This window comes from Novosphingobium sp. PY1, assembly GCF_017312445.1.
Lineage (GTDB): Bacteria > Pseudomonadota > Alphaproteobacteria > Sphingomonadales > Sphingomonadaceae > Novosphingobium.
This window is the reverse complement of sequence record NZ_BLTI01000001.1, coordinates 255,463-267,888: the sequence shown is the minus strand read 5'-3', so window position 1 is coordinate 267,888 and position 12,426 is coordinate 255,463. Positions and strand designations below refer to the sequence as shown.

Below are 12,426 nucleotides of genomic sequence, written 5' to 3'. Positions count from 1 at the left end.
TATCTGCCGGGCAGATGCGACCCTTCGCCCGGCTCATGATCGGATAGGACGGCGACGGCGAAACAAGGTTAATAGGGGCAGGCCCTGAGTTCACCCTTAGGATTGCAGGAATACTGAGGGTCCGGCGGGCTGGCCGCCGGTTCCTGTCAGCCAATCGCGAAAAGCGCGATCGCGACGGCAAGGCCGATCGTCGGCACCACGACGGTGAGCAGGCCCACTGCAGGATAGGCGTCGCGGTGGGTCTCCCCGCAGATCGCCCGGATCGTCGTTACCACGTAGCCGTTGTGCGGCAGACTATCGAGCGCGCCGCTGGCAATGGCCACGGTCCGGTGGAGTTGCGAAGGGTCCGCGCCCATGGCCAGATAGCCGGGTGCCAGCAAGGGCAGCGCGATCGACTGGCCGCCCGAAGCGGAGCCGGTAAGCCCCGCGATCACTGTTACCGCAATGGCTGCGCCGATAAGCGGATCGCCCGGCAGGTGCTGGACGGCATCGAGCGCCGCCTGAAATGCGGGTGACAGCGATGCCACGGCCCCGAAGCCGACGACCGCGCAAGTGTTGGTGATCGCGACGACTGCGCCGGTCGCCCCGCGCGAAAATGCGGCGGGCATCGCCCCGCGCGAGCGCAGCCCGATCAGGACCGCGATAGCCGTACCTGCGCCCAGCGCGACGACCAGCGCCCATTTGCCCAGCGACGCGCCGGGCAGCAGCGCCGCCAGACCGGCTATCGCCTGCGGATACTGGAAAAGCATGAAGACGCCGAGCACGGCGACAAGCGGCAGGATGCACAATAGCGGATGGGGCAAGTGCCGGTCGGCGGAACTGGTATCGTCGCCCGGCCTGCTCTCGAAGCGCTCACCGCGCGCCACGGCCCGCTTCACCATGCGGTCGAGCAGGAAATAGCCCAGGCCCGCCATCAGCAACGCGACGACGAGGCTGACCTGCCAGCCGGCGTAGGCGTCGGTACCCAGATACTGCATCGGGATCAGGTTCTGTATCTCGGGAGAACCCGCGCTCGTCATCGTGAAGGTCACCGAACCGAAGCAAAGCGCGCCAGGGATGAAGCGGCGCGGCATGTCTGCCTCGCGGAAAAGGTGGACGGCCAGGGGATAGACCGCGAAGCCGACGATAAAAACCGACACGCCCCCGTAAGTGAGGATGGCACAGGCCGCGACGACCGCGAGCACGGAGTGACGGATGCCGATCTTCCTGACAACCCAGTGCGCCACGCTGGCAGCCGCACCGCTTGCACCCATGACTTCGCCGAAGATTGCGCCCAGCAGGAACATCAGGAACCAGTCGCCGAAGAAACCGGTGAAGCCTTTCATGTAGGCAGTCGCGAAATCCGGCGCGCCTTGGGCAGCGAGCGGGGGCAACCACGCCAGCCCGCTCGTCCACGCGACGATCGCGGCGGCAATGGGCCCGGCAAGAAGGATGTTCACGCCCCGCACCGTCATCCAGATCAGCAGGATCAGGGCTCCTGCAAGACCGATGGCACTGATCAAGACCTCATTCTCCCTCAAGCATTGCCCGTCTTCGGCGAACGCGCGCATCCCTTGCGGATTTATCGCGTGTTGTCCTCATGTTGCAGTGACGGGCGCGGCTTGTCCATGAAGCAATGTGTCAGTTGGTTAAACGACCGTTACCCAAAGAAACCATAACCTCTTTTAACGCTATGACCCGTAACCTGCGGCTACTGACAAAACTTGGCGGTCGCATGGCGTTAAAGAAAATTTCCACGTCCCAGGTCGAACTGGGCATGTTCATTCACGGTTTTCAGGGAAATTGGCTGAGTCATCCCTTCTGGAAGGCCCGCTTCGTCTTGAGCGATGAAGACAAGCTCGAGACCTTGCGGTCAAGCAAGCTGGACGCCATCATCATCGACACCGATCGCGGCATCGACCTGCCCGCAAACGAGGACAGGGCTGCAGCGACCGTGGTTTCGGCGCCGCGCCCGAACGGCACCATGCAGTCCCGCCAGTTCGAAAGCCGCACGATGCCCCGCCCAGCCCCCGTCATCGCGCGTCCGACCGGCGGCGATTCAGCCGCGTTCAGGTCGGGGCCCGTTCCCATGGCGCGCGAATTCGGCAAGGCCCGGCAAACTGCAGGCAAGGCACGCAAGGTCATCTCCAAGGTCTTCCTCGAGGCACGCCTCGGCAAGGCGCCGCGGGTTGCCGAAGTGACTCCTGTAGTCGAGGACATCTACGCCTCGATCCAACGCAATCCTTATGCCTTTTCCGGCCTGATGCGCTGCAAGGCGGAAAGCGAGACGATCTACCAGCACATGCTCTCGGTCAGTGCGCTGATGATCTCACTGGCCCGGCAGATGAAGCTGTCGCCCAACGACACGCGCAATGCCGGGATGGCCGGGCTGCTGCTCGACGTCGGCGTGAGCCGGCTCTACGTCAACATCGATCCCCACGCGGGCGGCATCAGCGCGATCCCCAGCGATGTCTGGCATCGCCATCCCTACATCGGCAAGGACCTGCTCGAAGCGGCAGGAGAAGTTCCAGAGGACGTACTGAACGCGGTGATGCGCCATCACGAACGGCTGGATGGAACCGGCTTTCCGCAAAACCTCTCCGGCTCGCAGGTCGACCTTCTCTCACGCATGGCTGCGGTCTGCGACACGTACGACCACATCGTCTCGGGCATGCTCAACGGGCATGCGGCGGACCCTGCCAATGCCATGCAGGAACTGATCGAGATGCGCGACGTGTTCGACGGCGAAGTGCTGGACCGCTTCGTCGAGGCGCTGGGCGTCTATCCGGTCGGCTCGTTCGTGCTGCTGCGTTCTGAACGGATCGCCATGGTCATCGACCAGAACCCCGAAGAGCCCGCCGCGCCGACGGTACGCACTTTCTACTCGCTGGCGAACCGCAAGCGCATTGTGCCCAAGACGATCGTCCTGTCCAACTGCTTCGGCGAGGACGCGATCATCGGCGTGGAATCGCTGGACGGTCTGGGCCTGCCCCCGGTGGAGGAACTGCGCGAGCAGATCCTGACCGGAAAGTCCGCTCAGGACTAGGGATGCAGGCGCCGCAATTGCGCAACTGCCCGTCGCCCCGGCCCCGATCCGGGATAACAGGTAGTTCCGGGATGACTGGCAGTCAGGCGGTGTCTGGCGCCTAGATTCCGTACCAGTAAACCAGCGTGGTCGAAAGCGCGGCGACCATGATCAGCACCAGCGGGATGCCCGAGCGCAAGTAGTCCGCGAAACGGTAGTCACCCTCGGTCAGGATCATCATGTTGGTCTGGTAGGCGACCGGGGTCGCGTAGCACAGGTTGCAGCCGAACAGCACCGCCAGCACCAGCGGCTCGGGCGGCAGGTTGAGCTGGCTGGCGATGTTGAAGGCGATAGGGGTGCCCACCGCCGCTGCCGCGGTGTTCGAGGCGAAGTTGGTGAGCATGGTGACGAAGACCATGATCGCGGCCAGCACGCCTGCGGGCGGCAGGTACTGCAGGCCGCTTGCCAGCAGTCCGCCCATCCATGCCGCGGCGCCCGAGACGAGGATGAACTTGCCGAGCGCAATCGAGGCGGCGACAAGGACGATGACCTGCGCCGACAGCGCCCGCCCCACCCTCTCGAAGCGTACGCACCCCGTCACGAACATCAGGATCGCACCGGCCAGCGAGGAAATCGCGATCGGCACGAGACCGACGCTGGCAAGGCCGACGGCGCCGGCCATGATCGCAAGCGCGACCGGAGCCTTGGTGGAACGCGTCACTTCCTGCCCGCCTTCCAGCTGCAACAAGCCGTCGCTCTCCGCAAAGCGGCGCAGATCGCCGGCCATACCCATGACCAGCATCACGTCGCCTTCCATCATGGGTGCATCGGGCGAATGCAGGCGGGTATCGCGGAACGGCTGGCGGGCGTGGTGGATGCCCAGCAGCGCCACGCCGACGAAGCCTGCCGTCTTGGGCGTCAGGCCGATCAGGCGGCTGTCGGGAGCAATGATCATCTCGGCGACCATCAGATCGTCGCCGGTGCGGCTGGAATTGGCGCGAATGCGCTCCAGCAGCCAGGTCGGCGCGAGCTTCGCGGAGAGCTTGCGGGCGGCCTCCTGCAGGTCTTCCAGCGTGCCCGAGGCCATGACCCGGCGGTCAACCGAGCCGTTCGCGCCGACCGGCAGCCAGACGCTCACCCCGGCAGGTACGTTGCCGCGCACTTCCTCGATGGTCTTGCCGCGCATCGGCGAATCGCCCTCGACCCGCAGCTTGGCAAGAAACGTGCGGCTCTCGACCGCCACGGCCTTGGTATTGTCGGGGAGCAGCCGCGGCATGACCAGCCAGATGTAGGGCAGCGCGAAGACCATTGCGCACAGAACAATCGGGGTGAAGTGGAAGACCGTGAGCGTCTTCATGCCCAGGTCCTGCGCGATCGAGACGACCAGCAGGTTCGTCGAGGTGCCGATGGTCGTCGCCATGCCGCCGATCAGGATCGCGGCATTGACCGGGATCAGCGTCTTCGATGCCGGCATGCCCCCGCGCCCCGCCAATTGAGCCAGAATCGGGATCATCAGCACCAGCACCGGAGTGTCGTTGATGATCATCGAGAGGAACATGCACATGACCACTGTCAACAGCAGGCCAATCGACCGGTTGTATTGCCATACCCTGGCCAGTGCCCGCGCCGCCGGGTCCAGTGAGCCGGTCACGACCAGCCCTCGACCGAGGATCATGAGCGAACAGATCGTCACCAGCGCGTAGTGCCCGAACCCCTCGAAGGCGAGCGCCAGTCCTGCATACTTGTCCTGCCCCGGCATCGGCAGGACGTAGAGCAGGAGCGCGATCGAACCGATCGTCAGCAGCGAGACGATTTCCACGCGCAGGGTGCCGTTGGCAAAGCCGTAGAACATCCCCAGCGCGATGAACATCGCGCCGAAGGCGTGGAGGTCTGGCAAGGCCATTGCGGGTTCCCCGGCCTCAGGCCTGCTGCTGCGTCCACTCGACCCGGTAAAGGTCGAAGCGGCGGTCGCGCAGGTTCTGGACGGTTCCCGACTGACGCGCGGTCAGCAGGGAATCGAGCGATAGATCGGCAATGGCGATGGTCTCGGTGTTGGCGGGAGCATGGGCCGCCACGCCATCGCGCGAGAAAGGAAAGTCCGAAGGCGTCAGGATCGCGCTCTCGGCATAGTGGACGTCCATGTTCTCGACGTTCGGCAGGTTGCCGACGACGCCCGAGGTCACGACGTAGACCTGGTTCTCGACCGCGCGGGCCTGGCAGCAGTAGTGCGCGCGCAGGAAGCCGCGCCGCTCGTCGGTGCAGAACGGCACAAAGAGCATGAGCGCGCCCTGATTGACGAGATGCCGCGCCAGTTCCGGGAACTCGCTGTCATAGCAGATCATGACCCCGATCGGGCCACAGTCGGTGGGAATGACATTGGCGCCGTAGCCGCCCTGGATGTTCCACCACCTGCGCTCCGAGGGCGTGGGATGGAGCTTTTCCGATTCGTGCACTGCACCGTCCCGCAGGAAGGTGTAGCCGATATTGCGGATCTCGCTGCCGCCGCCTTCGCGCTTCACCTTGGTCGGGTGCGAGCCGCCGACAATGTTGACGTTGTAGCTTACCGCCATGCGCGACATGAACTCGACGAAACGGTCCGTATAAGTAGCGACTTTCTCGATCGCCTGGGCCGGCTGCAGCTTCTTCTCCTCAATGGAGAGAAGTTCGAGCGTGAACAGCTCGGGGAAGACCACGAAGTCGGACTCGTAATCCGAAGCGACGTCGACCCAGTACTCGACCTGTTCCTCGAACTGGTCGATCGTCTCGATCTTGCGCATCATGAACTGGACGGTGGCAACCCGCACCGAACTGGGCACGCGTTCCTTCAGGCCAGGCACGGCCTTGCCGGTATCGCGCGGTGCCAGCGGGTTGGTCCAGTACATCAGGACCGCGTAGCCACCCGATTCCTTGTCGTTGGGAATGTAGTCCGGCATGATTCCGCGCGGCTCGTACCCTTCGTTCATCTGGAACAGGATAACCTGGTCGCGGACTTTCTTCTCCCGCACGGCGTGCACGTAATCGGCCGGGTTGGGATACTGGCGGCGGCGGCGCGCGTAGCCGGGCATGCGCCCGGCAAAGGCGATGCCTTTGAGCTCGAAATGCTGACACAGTTCCTTGCGCTTGCGGTACAGGCGCTGGCCGATGCGCAGGCGGCGGAAGTCGGGATCGACGCAGACCTCGAAACCGTAGAGGACATCGCCGTCCACGGCCGGCGGGCGGCCATAGCCGCCGTTGCTGATCTCTTCCCAGGTATGCGGCTTGAACGCGAGATCGGCACTGACGATCATCGTCGCGCAGTGGCCGACGATCTTGCCTTCGTACTCGGCGACGAACTGGCCTTCGGGAAAGTTGATGAGCTGGCCGCGGATTTCGGCGCGGGTGAAGGAGTCGGCCTTGCCATAGACCTTGATGGACAACCGCGCGATGGCCGGAGCATCGGCAACCGTCGCTGGGCGAATGATGAGTCTTGCTTTGGTATGATCCATGTGCCGCCTTCTTACGCGCAGCCGCGCGCCGGGTTCCAGTGTCTATTGCATCGAAAGGAAAAAATCCGCGGACCGCGCCATCGAGGCTCCCGCGGCACGATGCCGTTGCGAGGTGTGGCATTTCTCACGCGCGACCATGGGGCATTGCCCACATCGCGACCCGCAGTTCCCGCCTACAAATAGGATGCGCGTTGCAAGTTGCAATGCGCGCCCGGAACCAACGCCCTGAACGGCAATGCTTTTTCGTGGATCGCAATTTTCTTGCCCGGATCGGGATACTTTTACGCATCCGCTCCGTTACTTCTGATGAAAGGAGACATAGGCATGAGTGCTACACTGATCGCCCTCGCCCTGTTCGGCTGCAGCGACGACGGCAGCGCCTGCGAACGCCTCCGCATGCCGGTGGAAACCTATCAGACCCGCGCGCAATGCACGGCCAGGCTCGACGAAGCGCTGGGCAGCGACGCCGCCATGCGCGCCGAATATCCCACCGTCTACGCCCAGTGCCTGTCGAGCAGGCAGCTCTCGATGCTGGGTGGCGGCAAGGTTGACCTGCGCCGCGTCAACGGCGTGAATTTCGCCGCTGCGGGGCTTTAACCGCGCCCGCGGTAGCTCTGCACGCCCTGATCGGGAACCCAGAGCCCATCGGGTACCGCGCCCGACTGCCAGAAGACGTCGATGGGTATGCCGCCGCGCGGATACCAGTATCCGCCGATACGCAGCCAGCGCGGTTTCATCTCATCGAACAGGCGCTGGCCGATCCCAACCGTGACGTCTTCGTGAAAGCCGCTGTGATTGCGGAAGGAGCCGAGAAAGAGCTTCAGGCTCTTCGATTCCACGATGGTCTCGCCAGGCGCATAGTCGATCACGAGATGCGCGAAATCGGGCTGACCGGTGACCGGACACAAGGAAGTGAATTCCGGCGCGGCAAAGCGGACCATGTACAGGGAACCGGCGCGCGGGTTGGGCACATAGTCCAGCACCGCTTCGGTCGGAGACGCGGGAAGCGCGCTCTGCTGGCCAAGGTGAAGGGGGTTCGCGGGTGTATCGCTCATGCCCCGGCCATGACGCGAACGCGCCGCGATGACAAGCCTGATATGGCAGCGACGGAAGCAAGCAAGCGCCGGTTTGGCGGCAGGCCGCAACGGCTCGGCGCGGAGAGCCCGCGCATTAACTTTCGGTTCAGCGAGAATCCTGTGATGGCTCGCGCATGAGGGGCTTGAACGGGACTCACACTCGCATCACTCTTGCGCTGCTGCTGGCGGGCACACCGGTCATCGGCCATGCGCAGCCGGTCGGCTCGTGGAGCTTGCCCGAACCGGACTCGGCCTCCAGCGCACCTGCGCCGCAAGGGCCGGTCGACGCCCAGCACCCGATCCTTCGCCCGGAAACCGTTGAGACCGCTCCGTCGGCCAAACCTGCCGCCAGTCCGACGCCGGCTCCACTGGTCACCGCGCCGCCGCCTCCGCCTGCCGAGCCCACCGCACGCGCGGCGGCCAAGCCCGCCACGCCCAAGACGACCACGCCCTCCCAGCCCTCAGCCTCACAGCGCCCAGCAGCGCAGGTCCCCGCCCCGGAGCCGACCGCAAGCGAAAGCCCCGCGCCCGTCGAGCCCTCTGCGCAGCCTGAACACCCCCCTGCCCCGCAGACAATCGAGCCCCAAGCCTTCGGCGCCGAGCCCCCGTCGTGGCCCGCATGGTGGTGGGCGCTTCCCGCAGGCATCGCCGCGATTACCCTGGCGCTGTTCCTCCTGCGCCGACGTCGTCCGCAGGACCTGGAGTGGGAAGAAACCGGCGAGACCGCTGCCGAGGCGCAGCCGGAGAGCCCCCCTGCCACACCCCCGCTCGATGCCGCGCCGACGCCCGATTCCGCACCGAGGCGTCCGCTGCCCGAACCCGCCTTCACGCCGGCTCCGCGCAAACCGGTCGTACCGCCACGCCCGGCCCCTGCCGCGGGCAGCCCAGCGCAAGTTGGCGTCGATCTCGAACCGGTCACAATGCGCCTCTCGCTGTTCTACGCCACGCTGCAGTACCGCCTCACGCTCACTGCCGAGGAAGCGCGCGGGCCGGTCACGGTGTCGGGAGACATGATTTCCGCCCACGCCTCGCTCTCGCAGGATCAGCAGCTGGCCCCGCAAGTGCAGGACATGGCCCGGCTTCATGACCTGCAGGGCCTTGAAGCCGGCGGGACAGCGCAGCTCAAGGGCGAGATCCAGCTGCCGCTGGCCGAGATCCGCGCCATGCGCCAGGGCGGCGCGGCGCTTTTCGTGCCGCTGGTGCGCCTGTGCCTGACCGGTGCCGATGGACTGGCGCTGCGCCGTGTCTTCACACTTGGTATTCGGGGCAGCGGCACCGGCCTGTCACCCTTGCGCACCGACACCGGCCCGCGCACCTTCGAGCCGCTTGCCGCCCGCGAAATCGAGGCCGCACGGCAAATACCCTTGCAAACGGGGACCTTGCCTCTCGACCCTCAACGCGCAGCGGGCTAGGCTTCTCCGCGCGACAGCGGAGATGATCTTGAGCGATTCAACGGGGCTGAAAAACAAGGCACATGCCACGAAGCTGGTCGGAGCCGGCCGGCGCAGGGAATGGACCGGAGCGGTCGTCAACCCGCCGGTCTGGCGTGCCAGCACGCACTTGTACGATAGCACGAAGGACCTCGCGGAAGGACCGCGCCGCAACGAGGACGGTCGGTTTTTCTACGGCAGGCGCGGCGCGCCCACGCAGTGGGCCCTGTGCGATGCGCTGACCGAAATCGAACCGGGGGCCGCCGGTACGGTGCTCTACCCCTCCGGCGTGGCGGCCATCGCCGGCGTTCTCTTGACCCTGCTGCGGCCCGGAGACGTGCTGCTGATGACCGACAACGCCTACGACCCGAGCCGGGCCATGGGCAGGGGCCTGCTCCACGACCTTGGCGTCGAGACCCGCTTTTTCGACCCGCTCGACCTGTCCGCCTACGAGGCCCTGTTCTGCGAGAAGACGCGCGCAGTCCTGCTGGAGGCGCCGGGCAGCCTCTCGATGGAAGTGTGCGACGTGCCCGCGCTCGCCCGCATCGCCCGCGAGAAGGGCGCGGTATCGGTGCTCGACAACACCTGGGCCGGACCGCTGGGCTTCGCCGCTCTCGACAAGGGCGTGGACATTAGCCTGATGGCCCTCACCAAGCATGTCGGCGGGCACTCGGACCTGATGATGGGCTGTGCCAGCGCGGGGCCGGAACTCTATGCGAAACTGCGCCAACGCGCGCAGCAGCTGGGCACCGTCGTCTCGCCCGACGACGCATCGCTGGCCCTGCGCGGCCTGCGCACGCTCAACTTGCGGCTCGGTCAGGAAACCGCCTCGGCTCTCGCCATTGCCGAATGGCTCTCGCGGCGGCCCGAAATCGCGCAGGTCCTGTGCCCGATGCTGCCCGGATCGACCGGCCATGAGTTCTGGAAGCGCGACTTCACCGGCGGCTGCGGCCTGTTCAGCTTCACCTTCAAGGGCGGCGACGGGGCAAGCCGCAACCGCTTCATCGATGCGCTGGAGCTGTTCGGGATCGGCTATTCCTGGGGCGGCTACGAAAGCCTTGCCCTGCCGATAGAGCCTTCGCACTATCGCACATGCATGGCCTGGCCGCCGCACGGCGGCGATCCGCAGGACTGCCACGGCGTGCGCATGTCGATCGGGCTGGAAGACCCGAACGACCTTATCGCCGACATCGAACAGGCGCTCTTGCGGATGCAGTGGGCGTGAGCGCCCCGCTCGATCCCGCGGCGTCCGGCACGCCACTGTCCGATTCGACCAGCGCGGTCGATCCCGGCGTGCTGGTCCCGGCCCCCTCGCCCACCCCGATTGACGATCAGGCGATCTCAGGGGCAGAAGGGCTCAAGAACGCCGTCGCTTCGAAAAGCGGCACCGTCGGCGACATCATCAACTCGCTCGACAGCCTGGCGGTACAGGTCGGCGGGACGCGCATATCGGTGTGGGACCTGATCGTCGTCATGCTGGTCTTGGCCCTCGTGATCACGGTCGCCTGGGCTGCCAGCAAGTTCGCCGCAAGGGTGATCGGCCGCATGAGCCGGCTCGACACGACCCAGCATCTCCTGGCCGAGAAGATGGTCAGCCTCGTCATCTGGGGCATCGCGATCCTCGTGGGCATCGATGTCCTGGGCATAGACCTGACAGCCTTCGCGGTCTTTTCCGGCGCCTTCGGTCTGGCCATCGGTTTCGGCCTGCAGAAGACCTTCGGCAACCTGATCGCGGGAATCATCCTGCTGATGGACAAGTCGATCAAGCCCGGAGACGTCATCGCCATCACCGACCAGGCGGGCAATTCCACCTTCGGCCAGATCCGCCGCATCGGCATTCGCGCGGTTTCGCTTACGACCCGCGACCAGAAGGAATACCTGATTCCCAATGAAAACCTGATGATCAATCAGGTGGAGAACTGGTCCTACTCATCCAAGAACGTGCGCATCCAGGTGCCGGTCGGCATCTCCTACAATGCCGATATCGTGAAGGCCGAGGAACTGATGCTGGAAGCGGCGCGCGGCGTGAAGCGCATTCTGGCAGCGCCGCCGCCCACCGCATGGCTGGAATCCTATGGCGACAGCTCGGTGAATTTCATCGTCCACTGCTGGATCACCGATCCCGAAGAAGGCACCGGAAACGTGCGCTCGGCGGTGCTCAAGAACCTGTGGCACCTGTTCCACGAGCACGGCATCGAGATCCCGTTCCCGCAGCGCGACATCAACTTGCGCCAGAACGAGGCGCTTCGCGACCTGATCGAGGCCATCCGCGAGAGCAAGGCAAGCAGCGGGAAGAACGCAGGACCCGGGCCCGAAGCCTGATTCGTCCGCCCCGAACGCGCAGCCCGAACGCTCAGTGCGTGGCTACGGGACGTTCCTTTTCCAGCTCGAGGCGGTTACGCCCCTTTGCCTTGGCGCAGAACAGCGCAAGCTCGGCCCGCTCGATGGTCCGGTCGAGATTGTCGCCGATGTGGGCGATGCTGGCACTGGCGGTGATGGCAAAGCGGCTCTCGCCCACCTTCTGGCGCAGTTCGGCCAGCGTCGTCACCACGCGGTGGCAGATCGCCTGCGCCTGCTCGGTAGAGGTCCGCGGCAGCAGCACCGCAAAGCGCTCGGAACCGATCCGCGAAATGATGTCCTCGGCCCGCAGCATCTCGCGAAGCAGATCGGCGAAGACCTGCAGGACCTCGTCCCCGGTCGACTGGCCGTACTTCATGTTGATCGTGCGGAAGAAATCGATGCTGAACAGCGCCAGGCAGCCGTCCATGTTCGATTCGATCATGTGTTCGAGCATCGAGATAAAGGCGGCGCGGTTGGTCAGGCCGGTCAGTGGATCGGTATAAGTCGCGGCGAAGAGCTGGTCCTTGAGCTGGCGGCGCTCGTCGATGCTGCGCATGATGCTGAGCGCGCCGTAGATTTCGCCCTCGTCGTCGCGCAGGGCGCGCGCCTGGATCTCGAACCAGTGCTGGCGTTCGTCGGCGGTGACAGCCGGGAATTCGACCCATCGGCCCACTTCACGCCCTTCTAGCGCATCGGATAGCGCACGGCTGACCATGTCGCGGTGCGAGCTTTCGACGATGTCCAGCAGGTTGGGCGATATCAACGATCCGGGGATGCGGAAGCCAAGCCGCTCGAACGCCGGCGAGGCATGGACGATGAAACCTTCACGGTCCGTCTTCAGGATCACATCGGAACTGCTGTCGGCCAGCAACCCGTAAAGTGCCGAAGTCTCCTGTACCGTGAAATTCATGCCCATCGTCATAAGCCCCGGACTCTCGCTTCCCTACTGGACCGGAGAGCACCCGGGGCCCTGCCCCGGCGCACACATCCGTCCGATAACTGACGGAAACATCCGTCGCGTTAGTCCTGTTACCTAACGAAACTAAATATTTCCTTAATATTCAGTTATTTAACATCGAAAAACGGAACGG

General features: G+C 64.9%; 10 protein-coding genes. 5 read left to right on the top strand and 5 right to left on the bottom strand.

Annotated elements, in window-relative coordinates:
- Window positions 1-146 precede the first annotated feature (146 nt).
- Window positions 147-1,502: a GntP family permease gene (locus J3474_RS01290; RefSeq protein WP_041559240.1), complete on the bottom strand. Its 1,356-nt coding sequence runs from the start codon at window positions 1,500-1,502 to the stop codon at window positions 147-149.
- Between the two features lie 212 nt (window positions 1,503-1,714).
- On the opposite strand from J3474_RS01290, the gene J3474_RS01285 reads away from it, so the two are divergent.
- A complete protein-coding gene (locus J3474_RS01285; protein ID WP_242528125.1) occupies window positions 1,715-3,025 on the top strand; it encodes an HD-GYP domain-containing protein in 1,311 nt (436 codons plus the stop codon).
- Between the two features lie 100 nt (window positions 3,026-3,125).
- On the opposite strand, the gene J3474_RS01280 is transcribed toward J3474_RS01285, so the two are convergent.
- Together J3474_RS01280 and J3474_RS01275 are read right to left on the bottom strand one after the other, a co-directional pair.
- Window positions 3,126-4,907, bottom strand: coding sequence for an SLC13 family permease (locus J3474_RS01280; RefSeq protein WP_013832309.1), 1,782 nt, complete (start codon window positions 4,905-4,907; stop codon window positions 3,126-3,128).
- A gap of 16 nt (window positions 4,908-4,923) precedes the next feature.
- Window positions 4,924-6,489 (bottom strand): carbon-nitrogen hydrolase family protein, encoded by a 1,566-nt coding sequence (locus tag J3474_RS01275; protein ID WP_207092833.1) that lies wholly within the window; start codon window positions 6,487-6,489, stop codon window positions 4,924-4,926.
- A gap of 324 nt (window positions 6,490-6,813) precedes the next feature.
- Between J3474_RS01275 and J3474_RS01270 the strand changes: the two genes are divergently transcribed.
- Window positions 6,814-7,086 carry a hypothetical protein gene (locus J3474_RS01270; protein ID WP_238532552.1) on the top strand — a complete coding sequence of 91 codons (273 nt, stop codon included), beginning with the start codon at window positions 6,814-6,816 and terminating at the stop codon, window positions 7,084-7,086.
- On the opposite strand, the gene queF is transcribed toward J3474_RS01270, so the two are convergent.
- Window positions 7,083-7,544 carry a preQ(1) synthase gene (gene queF, locus J3474_RS01265; protein WP_013832306.1) on the bottom strand — a complete coding sequence of 154 codons (462 nt, stop codon included), beginning with the start codon at window positions 7,542-7,544 and terminating at the stop codon, window positions 7,083-7,085. The genes J3474_RS01270 and queF overlap by 4 nt on opposite strands.
- 164 nt (window positions 7,545-7,708) lie before the next feature.
- Here queF and J3474_RS01260 point away from each other — a divergent pair, with 164 nt between their 5' ends.
- The 3 genes from J3474_RS01260 to J3474_RS01250 are packed head-to-tail and all read left to right on the top strand — an operon-like array spanning window position 7,709 to window position 11,317.
- On the top strand, window positions 7,709-8,977 hold the full coding sequence (locus tag J3474_RS01260; protein WP_207092831.1) for a hypothetical protein: 1,269 nt from the start codon (window positions 7,709-7,711) through the stop codon (window positions 8,975-8,977).
- A gap of 22 nt (window positions 8,978-8,999) precedes the next feature.
- Entirely contained in the window at window positions 9,000-10,220 is a 1,221-nt protein-coding gene (metC, locus tag J3474_RS01255; RefSeq protein ID WP_207092830.1) for a cystathionine beta-lyase, read from the top strand.
- Window positions 10,217-11,317, top strand: a complete 1,101-nt coding sequence (locus J3474_RS01250; protein ID WP_207092829.1) for a mechanosensitive ion channel family protein — start codon at window positions 10,217-10,219, stop codon at window positions 11,315-11,317. The genes metC and J3474_RS01250 overlap by 4 nt, the downstream gene beginning before the upstream one ends.
- A gap of 31 nt (window positions 11,318-11,348) precedes the next feature.
- Here J3474_RS01250 and J3474_RS01245 read toward each other — a convergent pair whose 3' ends face one another.
- Complete coding sequence (locus tag J3474_RS01245) at window positions 11,349-12,251, bottom strand: GGDEF domain-containing protein (protein WP_207092828.1); 903 nt, start codon at window positions 12,249-12,251, stop codon at window positions 11,349-11,351.
- Window positions 12,252-12,426 lie beyond the last annotated feature (175 nt).